The organism is Streptomyces silvae (assembly GCF_016745505.1).
Classification (GTDB): domain Bacteria; phylum Actinomycetota; class Actinomycetes; order Streptomycetales; family Streptomycetaceae; genus Streptomyces; species Streptomyces silvae.
In genome coordinates, this window is the sequence record NZ_JAERUC010000185.1 from 25878 (window position 1) to 41495 (window position 15618).

12 protein-coding genes and 1 tRNA gene are annotated in these 15618 nt (G+C 73.5%); 10 read left to right on the plus strand and 3 right to left on the minus strand.

The features are described from left to right. The 5 genes from JKV81_RS29855 to JKV81_RS29875 all read left to right on the plus strand — a co-directional run bounded on the left by JKV81_RS29855 (position 1) and on the right by JKV81_RS29875 (position 6219). Entirely contained in the window at positions 1–2622 is a 2622-nt protein-coding gene (locus JKV81_RS29855) for a glycosyl hydrolase family 65 domain-containing protein (RefSeq protein WP_202078772.1), read from the plus strand. Further along, a tRNA-Trp gene (locus tag JKV81_RS29860) sits at positions 2613–2686 on the plus strand. The genes JKV81_RS29855 and JKV81_RS29860 overlap by 10 nt, the downstream gene beginning before the upstream one ends. A gap of 54 nt (positions 2687–2740) precedes the next feature. Further along, positions 2741–4633 (plus strand): SMI1/KNR4 family protein, encoded by a 1893-nt coding sequence (locus tag JKV81_RS29865; RefSeq protein WP_202078774.1) that lies wholly within the window; start codon positions 2741–2743, stop codon positions 4631–4633. A gap of 131 nt (positions 4634–4764) precedes the next feature. After that, positions 4765–5610: an SDR family oxidoreductase gene (locus JKV81_RS29870; protein WP_202078776.1), complete on the plus strand. Its 846-nt coding sequence runs from the start codon at positions 4765–4767 to the stop codon at positions 5608–5610. 405 nt (positions 5611–6015) lie between these two features. Then, positions 6016–6219, plus strand: a complete 204-nt coding sequence (locus JKV81_RS29875) for a hypothetical protein (RefSeq protein ID WP_202078778.1) — start codon at positions 6016–6018, stop codon at positions 6217–6219. A 278-nt stretch (positions 6220–6497) separates the two neighbouring features. Here JKV81_RS29875 and JKV81_RS29880 read toward each other — a convergent pair whose 3' ends face one another. Then, positions 6498–7097, minus strand: a complete 600-nt coding sequence (locus JKV81_RS29880) for a TetR/AcrR family transcriptional regulator (RefSeq protein ID WP_124274504.1) — start codon at positions 7095–7097, stop codon at positions 6498–6500. A gap of 138 nt (positions 7098–7235) precedes the next feature. On the opposite strand from JKV81_RS29880, the gene JKV81_RS29885 reads away from it, so the two are divergent. The 3 genes from JKV81_RS29885 to JKV81_RS29895 all read left to right on the plus strand — a co-directional run bounded on the left by JKV81_RS29885 (position 7236) and on the right by JKV81_RS29895 (position 11386). After that, on the plus strand, positions 7236–7817 hold the full coding sequence (locus JKV81_RS29885) for a hypothetical protein (protein ID WP_307820629.1): 582 nt from the start codon (positions 7236–7238) through the stop codon (positions 7815–7817). Between the two features lie 204 nt (positions 7818–8021). Next, positions 8022–8852 (plus strand): ABC transporter ATP-binding protein, encoded by an 831-nt coding sequence (locus JKV81_RS29890; protein WP_202078780.1) that lies wholly within the window; start codon positions 8022–8024, stop codon positions 8850–8852. Further along, positions 8849–11386, plus strand: a complete 2538-nt coding sequence (locus tag JKV81_RS29895; protein ID WP_202078782.1) for an ABC transporter permease — start codon at positions 8849–8851, stop codon at positions 11384–11386. Before JKV81_RS29890 ends, JKV81_RS29895 begins: the two co-directional genes overlap by 4 nt. Before the next feature lie 8 nt (positions 11387–11394). On the opposite strand, the gene JKV81_RS29900 is transcribed toward JKV81_RS29895, so the two are convergent. Continuing rightward, entirely contained in the window at positions 11395–11952 is a 558-nt protein-coding gene (locus JKV81_RS29900; RefSeq protein WP_129265275.1) for a helix-turn-helix domain-containing protein, read from the minus strand. Positions 11953–12024: 72 nt separating this feature from the next. On the opposite strand from JKV81_RS29900, the gene JKV81_RS29905 reads away from it, so the two are divergent. Both JKV81_RS29905 and JKV81_RS29910 read left to right on the plus strand, forming a co-directional pair. Then, complete coding sequence (locus tag JKV81_RS29905) at positions 12025–12972, plus strand: alpha/beta hydrolase (RefSeq protein WP_202078783.1); 948 nt, start codon at positions 12025–12027, stop codon at positions 12970–12972. Positions 12973–13021: 49 nt separating this feature from the next. After that, positions 13022–13906, plus strand: coding sequence for a CPBP family intramembrane glutamic endopeptidase (locus tag JKV81_RS29910; protein ID WP_236058131.1), 885 nt, complete (start codon positions 13022–13024; stop codon positions 13904–13906). A gap of 77 nt (positions 13907–13983) precedes the next feature. Here the strand turns inward: JKV81_RS29910 and JKV81_RS29915 are convergent, their stop codons facing one another. Further along, on the minus strand, positions 13984–15402 hold the full coding sequence (locus JKV81_RS29915; protein WP_202078807.1) for an ATP-binding protein: 1419 nt from the start codon (positions 15400–15402) through the stop codon (positions 13984–13986). Between the last annotated feature and the right edge of the window lie 216 nt (positions 15403–15618).

The following is a 15618-nucleotide window of genomic DNA, read 5'->3' on the forward strand; positions in this document are numbered from 1 at the left end:
GTGAGCCTCACGCGCATCTCTCTCCTCGCGCCGTTGACCGCGGGCGCGCTGATCTTCCCCCTGCCGCCCCTGTCGTACGCCGCGGAGCCGGCCCCGGCCCCGGTGTGCGGCAGGACGGAGTCCCCCTCCGACGCCTCCTGGGCACCGACGTCCACCACCTTCGGCGAGGCCGCCGGATACGACCCCTATGTCGGCAACGGCTACTTGGGCCACCGGGTGCCCGCCACGGGCACCGGATACGCCGCCACGGGCGAGAAGACGGGCTGGCCCCTCTACACCCCACGGTACGACGGTGCCTTCGTGTCGGGCCTCTACGCCCGGGACGAAGCCCTCGCCGAGGGCCGCGAGGTGATCGCCGCGCTGCCGTCCTGGACCACGCTGGACGTGCGCGTCGGCTCCGAGACGTACGGCTCCGCCACCCCCGCCGGCCGTGTCTCCCGCTACCGCCAGACCCTGCATCTGCGCTGCGGCGTCGTGGTCACCTCCCTGCGGTGGACCACGGCCGACGGGCGTGCGACCGACCTGACCTACGAGGTGCTGGCCGACCGCTCCGACGTCCACACCGGCGCCGTACGCCTGCGGATGACCCCGCACTGGAGCGGCACCGCGACGGTCACGGGCCGGCTGGACGTGCGCGGGGCGCGCCGGGTCACGGTCGCCGGCGACGGCACGTTCCGGACGCTCGGCACCGGCACGGAGGGGGCGATCGTCCAGCGGGGCACCGACGGCGCGCGTACCACCCGGGTCAGGGCGGGGCGCTCGTACACCTTCGAGAAGTACGTGGGCGTCGACACCGCCCTCACCTCCCGCACCCCGCTCGTCTCCGCCGGCGCGGCGGCGGACCGCGCGGCCCGGCGCGGCTGGTCCGGGGTCCTCGCCGCCAACGCGGCTGCCTGGAGCCAGGCGTGGGCGTCCGACGTCCGGACCCCGGGCAGCCCGGACCTCCAGGCCTGGCTGCGGGCCGCGCAGTACGGGCTGCTCGCCAACACCCGGCCCGGCTCCTCGGACAGCATCGCCCCGGCCGGGCTGACCAGCGACAACTACGCGGGCATGGTGTTCTGGGACGCCGAGACCTGGATGTATCCGGGGCTGCTCGCCACCCGCCCCGACCTGGCCCGCTCGGTCGTCGAGTACCGCTACCGCACCCGCGCCGCCGCCCGCGCGAACGCCGAGAAGCTGGGCCACAAGGGGCTGTTCTACCCCTGGACGAGCGCGAGCGAGGGCCGTCTGGACTCCGAGTGCCAGAGCTGGGACCCGCCGCACTGCCTCACCCAGAACCACCTCCAGGGCGACATCGCACTCGCCGTCTGGCAGTACTACCTGGCCACCGGCGACCGCGCCTGGCTGGCCGGGCGGGGCTGGCCGCTGCTGAAGGGCATCGCCGACTTCTGGCAGTCGCGCGCCACGGCCAACGACGACGGCAGCTACTCGGTGAAGAACGTCGCCGGCCCCGACGAGTACAGCAACGGCGTCACCGACGGCGTCTTCACCAACGCGGTCGCCGCCACCGCCCTGCGCCACGCCACCCGCGCCGCCGCACTCCTCGGCCACCCGGCGCCCGCCGGCTGGACCCGCGTCGCCGACGGACTTCGCATCCCGTACGACGCTGAGCGGAAGCTGTTCCTCCAGTACGCGGGCTACAACGGCTCGACGATCAAGCAGGCCGACACGGTGCTGCTGGTCTACCCGCTGGAGTGGCCGATGGAGGAGGGCGCCGCCGCCGCGACACTCGATTACTACGCCGCCCGCACCGACCCGGACGGCCCCGCGATGACCGACTCGGTGCACGCGATCGACGCCGCCGCGATCGGGGAGCCGGGCTGCGCCACGTACACGTATCTCCAGCGCGCCGTACGCCCGTTCGTCCGGGGTCCGTACAGCCTCTTCTCCGAGGCGCGGGGCGAGAAGTCCGGGGCCGAGGACCCGCTCTCGGGCTTCCCGGCCGAGGACTTCCTCACCGGCAAGGGCGGCTTCCTCCAGGTGTTCACGCACGGTCTGACCGGGCTCAGGCTGCGCGAGGACGGCGTACGCCTGGACCCGCTCCTGCCGCCGCAGCTCCGCGAGGGCGTGGAGCTGACGGGGCTGCGTTACCGGGGCCGTACGTACGACGTCGCCGTCGGCCCCCGGACGACCACGGTCCGGCTGACGGCAGGCGCGCCCTTCACCGTCCACACCCCGGCGGGGCCGCGCCGTCTCTCCGGCACCCTCACGCTCCCCACCCGGCGGCCCGACCTCGCCCCGACGACCGACGCGGCCCGCTGCCGCCCGGCGACGGCCACGTCCGAGGCGCCCGGCCTGTACGCCGAGGCGGCGGTGGACGGCAGCCCGTCGACCTCCTGGTCACCGGACGGCGCGACGGGCACGCTGACGGTGACCCTGCGTCAGGTGACCCGGATCGCTTCGCTGACGCCCCGGTGGACGGACACCGCCCCGGCCTCCCACACCCTGGAGACCTCCCTGGACGGCCGCGCGTGGCGCCCGTACCACCCGGGCGATCCGGCCCGCCGGGTCAGGCTCACGGTGCGCTCGGCGGACGCGGAGAAGCCGGCGGGGGTGAGCGAACTGACCGTCGGCACAGGTGAACAGGCGGTTGCTAGCATGCCGGGCCGGGCGGAGCAGTAGCGCAGAGGTCGTCGCGCCGGTCTCCACAACCGCGAGGACGCCGGTTCGAATCCGGTCGGCTCCGCCCGGATCCCTTGTGCCGGCGGCGTTGTCGGTGCCGGATGGCAGCATCCTGGCCATGAGCGATGAGACTTTCGACTGGCGTGACTTCCTGGGCCGTTGGCAGGAGGAGTGGGTTCCCGGCGAGGACGACGAGCAGGACGACGAGTCGCCCCTCGCCGGCCCTTCCAGACCCGGAGCGGGCGAGGCCGCGATAGCCGCGGCCGAGAGACGGCTGGGGCAGCGGCTGCCGCCGTCCTACCGGGAGTTCCTGGCCGCGAGCGACGGGTGGCGTGTGGAGCAGACAGCCGCGATCTACGAGCTCGGGGGCGCCGCGGACATCGACTGGTTCCATGATCCGCACGGCATGACCCCGCTGTACGAGGAGGGTCTGGGAGACGACCCGCGCGAGGAGGAGGTCCTGCTCGCCGGCATGTGGCGGCGGGCGCTCCGGCTGGAGACGGAGTCCGACATGTCGTCGGCCCTCCTCGACCCGGGCGACCGGGACCAGGACGGCGAGTGGGCGCTCTACGTCTACAAGGGCTGGAGCGGCGAATACCCGGACCGCTACCCGTCGTTCCGCGCGTACATGGAGGCCATGTACCGCGCTTTCCACGGGGACCGGGCGGCGATGCCCGGCTTCGTGAACGCGACCACCCGCGCCCAGGACGCCCATGTCGAGGAGGCCCGACTGCTGGCCCTGCGCGGGCGGCACGAGGAGGCCCTGCCCCTGCTGGAGGACGCGCTCTCCTTCGGTCGGCCGCACAGCGCCACCCTGCTGAACCAGCTCCGGCACCTGACGGCTCCGCAGACCGCCCGGGACTACGGCTTCCTGGTGGCCGACCCGAGCTGTCTGCCCGAGATACTTCCCGTGCAGGCCGTGGAACCGGCGCGCGGCGAACGGGGGCCGGACGGGGACGACCACTGGCTCGGCATGATGGCCGCCCGCGGGGTCCCCCGGGAGACCGCCGAGGCCGTGCTGGGCGCCGTGCGGGACGGCACCCACCGCTATGCGCCTCCCGGCCCGTGGGGCCGGGCCGTCGCCGAGGCCCGGGAAGCGGCCCGCTGGGGCGCGACCGACGCCGCCTGGCGGGTGCTGCGGGCGGCGCTCCCGCTGTGGGAAGCCCCCGGACCCCAGCTGATCGCCCCGGTCGGCCTGCTCGCCGATCCGTTCCTGGGGTCTCTGATCACTCCGGAGCGCGGGCGGGAGATCCTCGCGACGCCCCGGGCCGGGGAGCAGGGCCCCGCTCCGGATCCCGTGCCCGATCTCGACCCGCCGGGTCTCGTGTGGCTGACGGAATCCGATCCGTACCGGCAGGCCGACGACGGATACCGCTGCGTCTGGGCCGAGGGGATCGATCCCGCCCGGCTGCCGGGTCTGATCGGCGAGGAGGGCTCCACGCTGAGCGCCCCCGTGGATCAGCGCTGGGGGCGCTGGCGGCGGGCATCCGTGGCCGAGGCGCAGGAGCACGCGGAGCCCTGGGAGGACCGGGCCCCGGTCGCCGTCGGCCGCGCCGCCGGCGGGTGGGCCTTCGCCTTCGACCGCGACCCTCACCACCTGGGCGAGCGGTTCGTGTCCCCCGCCCCGGCCGCCTCCGCGTCCGGCCGTGCGGTGGTGGTGTGGCACGAACCGGGCCGCCCGTCGCCGGGCGACCGCCCGCCCACGTTCCACCTGTCGGTCGCCGAACAGGGTGAGGAGCTCTACGCGTTCACGGTGCGGGGTACGGAGATCCAGCGCTCCGGAGCGATACCCGAGGCCCTGGACCCCGCAGGCCTGTTCCTCCCGGACGCCACCGAACAGGACAACGAGCTGCGCGCGCTGGCGGCCCTGCACACCGAACTCGGCCTGTCCCTTCCCCGCTTCGCGCTGACCCGGGGGTGCCTGAGCACCTTCACCACCCGGTCCTGGACCCGGGCGCCGCGTGAGGGGGAGAGCTACGCCTATATCCGGTTCGTACGCCACCGGTCCTGACCTCGGACCCCACGCGCCCACCGCTGCCGAAGGTGACCGAAATGCCCGCATCCGACGCATAAGGTGCGGCGGGTACGGGCTGGTCAGGACAGCGGGCGCCCCGGGGCGCGGGCGCGGAGAGGCGTGACGACATGGCAGGACCGATTCTCATCACCGGCGCGGGCAGCGGCTTCGGCAAGGAGGTGGCGCTGCGGCTCGCCTCGGCCGGGCACGAGGTGATCGCGGGCGTGGAGATCATCGCCCAGGTCAGCGCGGTACGGGCCGCTGCCCGCGAGCGCGGCGCCGAACTGCGGGTCGAGAAGCTGGACGTGACCGACCCGGGCGACCGGGAGAACGCCTGGTCCTGGGAGGTCGAGGTCCTCCTGAACAACGCCGGCGTCTCCGAGGGCGGCGCGACCGCCGACCTCCCCGAGGAGCGGCTGCGCCGCCAGTTCGAGGTGAACGTCTTCGGGACCGTGCTGCTCACCCAGGGCATCGCCCGCCGGATGGCGGCGCGCCGCAGTGGGCGGATCGTGTTCATGTCCTCGGTCGCCGGTCTCACCGTCGACCCGTTCACCGGCGCCTACGCGGCCTCCAAACACGCGGTGGAGGCGTTCGCCGACGCACTCGACCAGGAACTCGCGGAGTTCGGGGTCACGGTCGCGACCATCAATCCGGGCCCCTTCCTCACCGGCTTCAACGACACCATGTTCGAGACGTGGAAGGAATGGCGCGACAACCCGGCCGACCGTCTCTTCGACTACGCCCGGCTCGCTTTCCCGCACGAGCAGTACGACCCGGAACCGGTCCACCGGCGGACCGTCCAGGTTCTCCTGGGCGAGGACCACCGCTACCGGCATCTGCTCCCCGCCGAGATGGAGCCGCAGGCCCGTGCGCAGATGGACGCCCAGTGGGGCCGTCAGCTCAACGACGGCCGCCGTCCCGCCCTCGTACAGAAGGCGTACGACATCGCTCCGGGCACGCCGGTCGGGCCCTGACCTGGGTCCGAGGAGGCCGTTGCCGGCCCGTCTGCGGTGGATCTCCACACGGCGCACGCAGGTGGACCGCCGGTGACGGCCGTTCTCCCGGCGCGGGGAGAACGCCTCGCCTCCGGTACGGGGAATGTCCCGTTCGCGACGGATCAGGAATAGGGCCGACGGAAATTCAGCCGTCCTGTCGGGTGAAGAATTCGCACCGGTCCATGAACCGATGTGACCGCCCTGCCTTTTCGGTGAGGAAGAGCAGGCCGGAGCGCTGCCGGGTGGGTGGCCCCGTGACGCACCCACGTGCTTTCATCCTTCGCACCGCGGAAGCCGCAGTCGTGACAGCGGCAATGGGGCCTTCTTTCCTGACGGGGTCGGCCTCCCGCCATTCGGAAGCAGAACGTGAAAGGAATTCACCTCATGAGCTCCGCCCCCCAGATACAGGCCCAGGAAATCTCCGACGCGGACCTGGACAACGTGTCCGGTGGCACCTTCGCCGGCCTGGCCGGCGAGGTCGCCCTGGAGACGCCGCTCTCCTCGCTCTCCGCGGGATTCTCCGGCGCCCTCGGCGTCGACGGCCTGGGTGCCGCCGGGCTCGGCTCCACCTCCACGCTCTCGGCCTGAGCCGACCCGAGCCCGTATGCCCCGATGCCGGTCAGGCCGCGGGGCATAGCGGCCGTGGGGCGGCGCCACGCTCGCGTCCCACATGCAGTGTCACCTCGGCCCGGCGGGCCGGACAACCGTGGGGCGGCGCCCCACACCCCTCCGGGAACCCTTTCGGGCAGCCCGGGTCCCGGAGGCGGACGGCAGGTCTCCGACATGAGCCTTACGACTCGACCGTGAGCACACCGGCGAGTCGAGAGGCGCCGCGCCCCGGCCCCCACGACCGGCCCCTCAAGCTGTCACTTTCGCCCCGTCGAGGCGGGGCGTGCCCGCAGTAGTCCCTCGACGGCCTGCAGGAACGTCTCGGAGACGAGCTCCGGGTCGAAGAGGCAGCCCTCCGCCATGGCGCCGTCCCGCAGCATCACGAGATGCCGGCCGGCCGCACCGGCGGGCGTGTGACCCGCCTCCGCCAGCAACTCCGTGACGGTGTCCAGGAACCACTGCCGGTGGGCCAGCACGGCCTGGTGGATCGGATGGGCGGGGTCCGGGTACTCGGCCACCGCGTTGAGGAAGGCGCATCCGCGGAACCCGGGTGACCTGATGCCTTCGGTGATGGAGCGGCTGACGGCCCGGATCCGGTCCGCCGCGGGCGCGTCCTCCGCCTGCGCGGACGCGACCTGCGCCCTGATCCCCCGGTCGGCCTGGTCGAGGTAGGCGAGGACGAGTTCCTCCTTGCCCGAGAAGTGCCGGTACAGCGTCGCCCGGGTCACCTGCGCCTCCGCGATGATGCGGTCGACGCCGACGGAGTGGATTCCCTCCGCGTAGAAGATCCTCGTCGCCGTACCGAGCAGCCTGGCTCGCGCCTCGGACGTGCTGCCACTTCCTGTGCCCCTACTCATGCTCCGAGGCTACCAAACAGGTGAGGGAGAACGTTCGGTCTTGACAGCCACCCCCGGGCGCCCTTTGATGGTCACAAGAGACCGAACGTTCTCCCCCGCACATCCCCATCGATGCGCCGCCACCGAAAGGCACCCCCCGTGGACACCTCCGTCACCACCCGAGGCACCGCCCCCGCCACCCCCGCCACCGGCGCCGCCGCGTCCCTGCGGAAGCTGTACTTCCTGCGGTTCGCGTTCGCCGCCGTATGGGCCGGCCTGCTGTTCGCGACCGCCGACACCCTGGGTCCGCTGAGCGCGGCCCTGCTGGTGGTCTATCCCCTGTTCGACGTGGCCTGCGCGGTCGTCGACGCCCGGTCCGCGAGGGCGGTCGGCGGTCCGGTCCGCGGCCTGTACGTGAACATCGCGCTCAGCACCCTCACCGCCGTCGGCCTCGCCGTCGCCGCCACGTCCGGCATCCCCGCGGTCCTGCGGGTCTGGGGCGTCTGGGCCGTCACCGCGGGCCTGGTCCAGCTCGTCGTGGGCGCCGTGCGACGCCGGCTGGGCGGCCAGTGGGCGATGATCGTCAGCGGTGCCATCTCCACCCTCGCCGGGGCGTCCTTCTTCGCGCAGGCGGGTGCGGACGGCGCCACGCTGAGCAATCTGGCCGGTTACGCCTTCCTCGGCGGGGTCTTCTTCCTGGTCTCCGCCCTCCGCCTCAAGCACACCGCCAAGAGCGCCTGACCCGGCACCCGGACGCGGGGCGCATGACCCGGCACCCGGCGCGGACGCATGCCCCGCTCCCTGCCCCGGCTGATCCCCCGGGCTGATCCCCTCCCCCGCCCCCTACTCCGGTAGCACCCCCACATTGGCTCCCGGGTATGACGCCCGGCGCGCTGCCGCCGCCCCACACTCCACCCAGTCGAGAAGAGCGCGAAAGGGCGGAACATGAGGCTACGCAGCGGCAGGCGCCGGAGCACCGACGAGGAACCGGCGTCCCCGGCCGCCACCCCCGGTCATGCCGTCCACGCCGTCGAACTGCGCGGTGTGCGGCGGCAGTACGGTCGCGGAGCAGGCTCCGTGCACGCACTCGCGGGCGTCGATCTCGCCCTGGCCCGTGGCACGTTCACCGCGGTGATGGGCCCGTCGGGCTCGGGCAAGTCCACGTTCCTGCAGTGTGCCGCCGGGCTCGACCGGCCGTCGGCGGGCTCCGTACGCCTCGGGGGTACGGAGATCACCGGCATGAGCGAGAACGAGCTCACCGAACTCCGCCGCAGCCGGGTCGGCTTCGTCTTCCAGGCGTTCAACCTGCTGCCGTCGCTGACGGTGGCGCAGAACGTCCTGTTGCCCATGCGCCTCGCCGGGCAGCGCCAGGACCGCCACCGGGCGGCCGCGGTCCTCGCACAGGTCGGGCTCGCCGACAAGGCGCGGCGCCGCCCCGGCGAGCTGTCGGGCGGCCAGCAGCAGCGGGTTGCCGTCGCCCGCGCGCTGGTCACCGCCCCGGACGTGGTGTTCGCCGACGAGCCCACCGGCGCCCTCGACACCGGCACCGCCGCCGAGGTCCTCGGCCTGCTCCGGCACGCCGTCGACCAGCTGGGCGCGACGGTCGTCATGGTCACCCACGATCCGGTGGCGGCCGCCTGGGCGGACCGGGTGCTCTTCCTCGCGGACGGCGCCTTCGCGGACGGCGTGGAGCGCGGTTCTGCGGAGCTGATCGCGGAGCGGATGACGGCGCTCACGGCCCGTACCGCCCGCGTGGGGGCCGGGGTGGCGGCATGATGCGCCCCAACGGGCTGGCGCGCGCCGCCGTCCGCTTCAAGCCCGCGTCCTTCGCCGGGACCTTCCTCGCGCTGCTGATGTCCGCGCTGATCGTCGCGGCCTGCGGCATCCTGCTGGAGACGGGGCTGCGGGCGTCGGTGCCGGCGGAGCGGTACGCGAAGGTGCCGGTCGTCGCGGCGGCCGACCAGTACGTACGCGTGGTCACGGGCAGCGGCGAGGACCGTGAGGAGGAGGCCGTCCCGCTGCCGGACAGGGCACGGGTGGACGCCGGACTGGCGGCGAGGGCGGCCACGGCACCCGGGGCGGCCACCGCCGTAGCGGACTTCACCTTCCCCGTGCGCACGGCGGACGCGGCGCCGGGCTCGCGTGAACTCCCCGTCCCCGGCGGTGCGCTCACCGCCCACGGGTGGGGCTCGCACGCCTTCACCGGTACGGCGCTGACCACGGGGGCCGCGCCCCACGACGGCGAGGTCGTGCTCGACGCGGGTACGGCTCGCGCCGCGAAGGCCGCCGTCGGCGACACCGTCACCCTGCGGACCGCAGCCGGGCGACGGGACTTCCGGGTCGCGGGCGTCGCCGAGGCCGGGCCCGGGGACACCGCCCGGAACACCGGCACCGGGGACGCCCTCGCGTGGTTCGCCGACACCCAGGCCCCGGCGCTCGCCGGCCACCCCGGCAGGGCGGACGCCATCGCCGTACTGGCCGAGCCCGGTACGCGCGCCGGCGCCCTCGCCGGGTCCGTACGGACGGCCCTGGCCGGCTCCGGCGCCGACGTACACCTCGGCGACGACCGGGGCGCCGTCGAGGACCCCGGTCTCGGCTACGCGAAGGAGACGCTCTTCGGGATCGGCGGCTCCTTCGGCGGCATCGCCACCATCGTCGCGATCTTCACCGCGGCCGGGACGGTGGCCCTGTCGGTGTCGCAGCGGGCCCGCGAGTTCGCGCTGCTGCGCGCCGTCGGAGCCACCCCCCGGCAGATCCGCCGCGCGGTCGCCTCCGAGGCGCTGCTCGTCGCGCCGCTCGCCGGGATCGCCGGCTGTCTGCCCGGAATCGGGCTGGCGCACTGGTGGTTCGGGCAGTTGCAGGACCGGGGCGCGATCCCCGAGGCGGTACGGGTGCACGTCTCCTGGATCCCGCTCCTCGTCGCCGTGGCCACCGGGCTGCTCACGGCGCTCGCCGCCGGCTGGGCCGCCGGGCGCAGGCCCGCGAGGACCAAGCCGGGGCAGGCGCTCACCGAGGCGTCCGTGGAGCGGCTGCGTCCGGGTGTCGTCCGTACGGTGCTGGGCGTCGGCGCCCTCGTCGGCGGCGCGATCCTCACCGGCGTCTCCGCGAACTCCGCGGGGGACGACGCGGCAGGCGCCTCCCTCGGCGTCGTCATGTGCTTCATGCTCGCCGTCGCCCTGCTCGGCCCGCTGGTGGCCCGGGTGTGCGCGGGCCTCTTCGGCCTCCCGCTGCGCGGAGCGGGCCCGGCCGGTGAACTGGCGGCCGCCAACTCCCGTACGAATGCCCGCCGTCTCGCCTCCGCGATCACCCCGATCGTGCTCGCCATGGCCTTCGCCTCGACGCTCGTCTTCATGCACACGAGCGAGAGCCACATCGCCGACAAACAGCTGCGCGCGGGTCTCACCGCGGACCACGTGGTCACGGACCCGGCGGGGATCCCGGTGGACGCCGCGGCACGAGCCGCTCGTGCGCCGGGGGTGGAGGCGGCCGTCGGCGTGCTCAGCACACAGGTGCTGGTCCCGGTCGGCTCCGGCGAGTTCGCGGCGCTCCAGGGCGCGGCGGTCCAGGGGGTCACCGGATCGGGCGCGGTCCTCGCGAAGGTGCAGGACCTGGACGTACGCGAAGGCAGCCTCGACCGGCTCGGTGCCGGCCGCATCGCCATCGACACCACACTGGCCACCTCGGCGGGCGTCGGCGTCGGCGACCCGCTGCCGCTCCACCTCCCGGACGGCACGAAGGCCCGCCCCGAGGTCGTCGCGGTCTACGGCCGTGGGCTCGGCCTGGCCACGGCGACCATGGACCGGGCGTCCCTGGCCGGGCATGTGACCTCGGGCTTCGACAGCGCGCTGCTGGTACGGGGCGGCTCGGAGGAGTCGCTCGCCGGCCTCGGCGAGGTCACCGACGCCTCCGGCTACGCCACCGGGCGGAGCCTCGACGCGGAGCTGGGTGCCTGGTCCAACACCACCATGGCCGCGGTCCTCGGCGGCTTCGCCGCCGTCGCCGCCGTCAACACCCTGGTGATGACGGTCCTCGACCGCCGGCGCGAGCTGGGCACGCTGCGCCTGGTCGGCTCCACCCGGCGCCAGGTGCTGCAGATGCTCCACTGGGAGGGCCTGCTGGTCTCCGCGGTGGGCGTGACCCTCGGCACCGCCATCGCCGCGGCCACGCTGATCCCGATGATCCACGGCCTGACCGGCGACGGCCCGTACGTGCCCCCGCTGCTGTACGGCTCCTTCGTGGCGGCCGCCGTCGCCCTGGTCCTGCTCGCGGTGACACTGCCCGCACGGGCCGCGCTGCGCCGCTGGTCGTAGCCCGTGCCCTACGCCTCGGATGCCCGGCCCTCCTCCCCGGCCGCCTTGTCGGGCACCAGGGCGAGACTGACGATGTGACGGATGCGGTCGTCGCCGGGGGTGCGCCCCGTGTACCGGGCGACCAGGGCCTCCAGTTCCGCCACCAGTTCGGTGAACTCACCGGGGGTCACCCATACCGCTCCCTGCCGGTAGAGGACGCCGTCGTTCGGGGGATCGGCGTCGTCGCGGGAGAGGTAGCGGTCGAGATCGGCCATCATCCCGCCGGTGAAGACGGTGAAGGCCTGCCGGTGGTCGTCCTTGGTCATTCCGGCGCGGGCGTCCTCGTCGACGAGGGCCTCGTCCTGCCGGACCCGGTAGCTCCGCTCGACCGTCCCGCGTACGGGCCTCTCCTGGACCACCTCCAGGATGCCGGCCTTGGTGAGGGTCGCGACGTGCCGGTACATGCTGGCCGCCGAGACGTCCGGGAGGCGCTCCCGGAGCTGGGCAGTGGTCAGCTCACCGGCGCCGACCAGGGTCTGGAGGATGCGCATCCGGACCGGGTGGAGGAGGAGATTCGCGGTTGCCATGGTTCATGATCTCACATCTGATAACGTTCTCGGAGTTGAGAATGGATGACCGCGAACGAAAGAGGCGGAGCCTTGCCCGACATCGACATGACGGTCACCGCGGACGACGGGACCTCGCTGGCCGGCACCCTGACGCTGCCCGCCGGCCACGGCCCGCACCCGGCCGTCCTGCTGCTGCACGGCTCGGGCCCGCTGGACCGCGACGGCAACACCCCGAAGCTCCCGATGAACCTGGGCCGGCCGGTGGCCGACACCCTCGCGGCACGGGGGATGGCCACCCTGCGCTACGACCGTCGCGGCAACGGCGCCACCCCCGGCGACTGGCGGGCCGCAGGCTTCGCCGACAACCGCCGGGACGCCGCCGCGGCCGTACGCGCCCTGGCGGCCCGGTCCGACATCCGCGCGGACGCGATCGGGGTGATCGGCCACAGCGAGGGCGCGCTGCACGCCATGGCCCTGGGGGCCCGGACGGACGTGCGCGCGGTGGTGCTGCTGGCCGGCTTCGCGGGCCCGGGCGAGGAGGCGTTCCGCCGACAGGGCCGCTCGGTCGTCGCGAGCATGCCCGCCCCCGTGCGACTGCTGCGCCGGCCGCTGGCGGGCCTGGGCAGCCGGGCCCTCGCCCGGGTGAAGAGGACCCGGACGGACGTGGCGCGCGTGGCCGGAGCCAAGGTCAACGCCCGCTGGCTACGGGAGATGCTCGCCCATGACACCCGGGACGACCTGGCCGCCGTCGACGCCGCGGTCCTCGCGATCACCGGCGACAAGGACCTCCAGGTCGACCCGGACGACCTGAAGGAGATCGCCCGGCTGGTCCCCGGCGGCGCGGAGACCCACCGCATCGACGACCTCACCCACATCCTGCGGCGCGACCCGGGCCACCCGACCCTGAACTCCTACCGCCGCCTGCTGCGCGACCCGGTCGACCCCGGCCTGCTCGACCTCGTCGCCAGGTGGCTCACCGGCCACCTGTGCGCGGCCGGTTGCGAGACGCTCCCCAGGAGCCACTCCGCCACTTCCTGACCTACGGACCCTCCGTGCGCCCCCGACTCACCACAAGGGACATATTGGCATGCCCACGCCACAAACACCGGCGCCCACCCGCCGTAAAACCGACCTGATGCTCTTCATGCTGGTCTCCTTCGGCATGAGCTGGGCCTGCTGGGGCACCGCGATCGCCCTCGGCGGACCGGCGGCCGCCGGCACCCCCACGTACGTGCCCTTCCTGCTCGGGGCCTTCGGCCCGCTGGCAGGCGCCCTGGTCATCCGCATCCGCCGCAGGCGCCGGGGCGAGCCGGTCCCGGAGCACGCCGTCCGGTTCCGCCCGGCCGCCCTGCTCCTGGCGCCGCTGCTGATGCTGGCGGCCTCGGCAGCCGTACTGGCCGCCGCGGTCATCGGGCACGCGGCCGGCGACCCGGCACCGAGCTGGTCGGACACACAGGACACGATGAGGTCCATGGGCGGCCCCGCGGCGTTCCTGGTCAGCATGATCATCTCCGGCCCGCTATCCGAGGAACCGGGCTGGCGCGGCACCGCCTACCCGAGGATGCGCGCCACGATGGGCCGCTTCCGGATCGCCCTGGTGCTCGGCGTCATCTGGGCCGTGTGGCACATGCCGCTGTTCTTCATCGACGGAACGGTCCAGAACGACCTGGGCCTCGCGACCCCGGGCGGGGTGCTCTTCGCCGTCGGCAACATCCCGATGGCCATGCTGGTCACCTGCGCCTACGAGCGGGCGGGCGTCCTGGCCTCGATCGCCGTGCACTTCGCCGTCAACACGACGATGGTCCTGCTGGCCGTGAAGACCCCAGCGACCCAGGCGCTGATCATGGGCTGCCAGATCATCCTCATCGCGCTGCTCCTGGCCACGGGCCGCCGGCGTACGACCGGGCAAGCCATGGACGTACCACCGGCCGAGGCACCCCTCCCCGACGCACGGGACACCGTCCGGGCCTGACGGCCAGACAGTTCACACGCGACCAGGACGCCGCACCGTACGCATCGAACTCCCGCACCTCGCCTGCGAACCGCCCCTCACAGCGGCCAGGCGGCCAGCAGGTCACCGGGGCCGTAGGTCGCGTCGAGGCCCGGAGCGTCGACGCCGCTGCGCGAGACCGCCACGAGGGGCACGGGTTCGTCGGTGAGGGCAGCCCGGTGCCGATGAAGGGCTGCCAGGTCGTGCCGGTCGAAGGGCGACTGCTCCAGCCACTTGACGGAGCCGAGGAAGAACAGCTCCTTGGCAACGGGAGCACGGTCCGCACCGACGATGTCGATCTCGACGTCATTGGTGCGGGTCCAGTAACCACCCACCGCCGGCGCTGCGGGCAGCTGGTCGTCGGGCAGTATCCGGGCGAGCGCCTCACGCACCAGCGGCTCGACCGCCCGGCCACGCCAGCTGGTCCAACTCTCCCGGATCCGCGCCAGCGTCAGATCGCCCCGCCCACGCTCGATCTCCTCCATGGAGGGGCCGAGCAGGTGCAGCCAGAACCTCAGGTAGGGATCCGCCACCCGGTAGCGGCGATCCTTCGACGGGCGGAGCGAGACGGGCAGCTCCGCAGCGACGATCCGCTTGTCCGTGAGCAGCTCCAGCGCTCGCTGCAGCGGCGTGGCCCCGATCCCGCCGGCTGCACGGGCGATGTTGGTGAAGGTCCGTTCGCCACTGCCGATGGCCGCCAGCACCGTACGGGCCTGGGCCTGCGGGGGGAATTCGGCAGCCAGCGAACGCTCGGCCGATACCAGCAGGGCCGAGACCGGGTCGCTCAGCGCTTCCCCGAGGAAGTCCCACAGCCCCGCTCCCCGCTGCCACTCCGCACAGATCAGCGGCAGCCCGCCGGTGACCAGCGCCGCGTCGAAGGCGCCCGCCGGATCCAGCCCGAGCATCCGCCCCACCTCGGCGGGGTTCAGCGGCCCCAGCACCATCTCCCGGCCGCGCTGGTGGAAGGGGCGCCCATAGCTGTTCAGCGCCTCCATCATCGACAGATCGGACCCGATGAGGATCAGCAGCACGGGCTTGGCCTCCAGCACCCGGTCCCAGGCCCGTTGCAGCATCCCCTCGAAGGCGCCGTCGGCGTCCATCAGATACGGCACCTCGTCGATGACCAGCACGCTCGCCCGGTCGGCGGGCAGCGCCGCCGCCAGCACGTCGAACGCGGCGTCCCAGCTCTCCGGCCGCGCGGCCGCCACCAGCCCCGCCGACGGCAACGTCGACGCCTGGGCGTCCCGGGCCAGCCGCGCAAGATCGTCCCGGGGAGACGCGCCGGTCGCCGCGTAGAACAAGAACGGGGCTCCGGAGCGCTCCGCGAACCGCTCGACCAGCCGCGACTTCCCCACCCGACGCCGCCCACGCAACATCACACAGCGCCCGGGCCGCTCACCGCCGACCCCGGCCGCCACCTTCTGCAGCTCCCGCTCCAACGTCGCCAGCTCGTGCCGACGGCCCACGAAGTCCACCACGCTGCCGACCTCCACGTATGTTACTCACGACGATGTTAGTAACATAAAGGTTAGCGCAGAGCCCTGCCGTCTCGTGGAAGGTGACAGCCGCAAGAAACCCTGCGCGGCAACGTCGCACTCCCGAGACCCAGCACGGTGCAGGCGAAGGGGCCGGACTCGACAGAGTCCGACCCCTTCTGACCTGCGTATGCGCAACGTCGGCGACGTGGTGTTACT

Bases quoted from the DNA above. Each gene is read 5' to 3' on its own strand.
- JKV81_RS29865 (WP_202078774.1), top strand. From the start codon at position 2,741: ATGAGCGATGAGACTTTCGACTGGCGTGACTTCCTGGGCCGTTGGCAG.
- JKV81_RS29870 (WP_202078776.1), top strand. From the start codon at position 4,765: ATGGCAGGACCGATTCTCATCACCGGCGCGGGCAGCGGCTTCGGCAAG.
- JKV81_RS29875 (WP_202078778.1), top strand. From the start codon at position 6,016: ATGAGCTCCGCCCCCCAGATACAGGCCCAGGAAATCTCCGACGCGGAC.
- JKV81_RS29880 (WP_124274504.1), bottom strand. From the start codon at position 7,097: ATGAGTAGGGGCACAGGAAGTGGCAGCACGTCCGAGGCGCGAGCCAGG.
- JKV81_RS29890 (WP_202078780.1), top strand. From the start codon at position 8,022: ATGAGGCTACGCAGCGGCAGGCGCCGGAGCACCGACGAGGAACCGGCG.
- JKV81_RS29895 (WP_202078782.1), top strand. From the start codon at position 8,849: ATGATGCGCCCCAACGGGCTGGCGCGCGCCGCCGTCCGCTTCAAGCCC.
- JKV81_RS29900 (WP_129265275.1), bottom strand. From the start codon at position 11,952: ATGGCAACCGCGAATCTCCTCCTCCACCCGGTCCGGATGCGCATCCTC.
- JKV81_RS29910 (WP_236058131.1), top strand. From the start codon at position 13,022: ATGCCCACGCCACAAACACCGGCGCCCACCCGCCGTAAAACCGACCTG.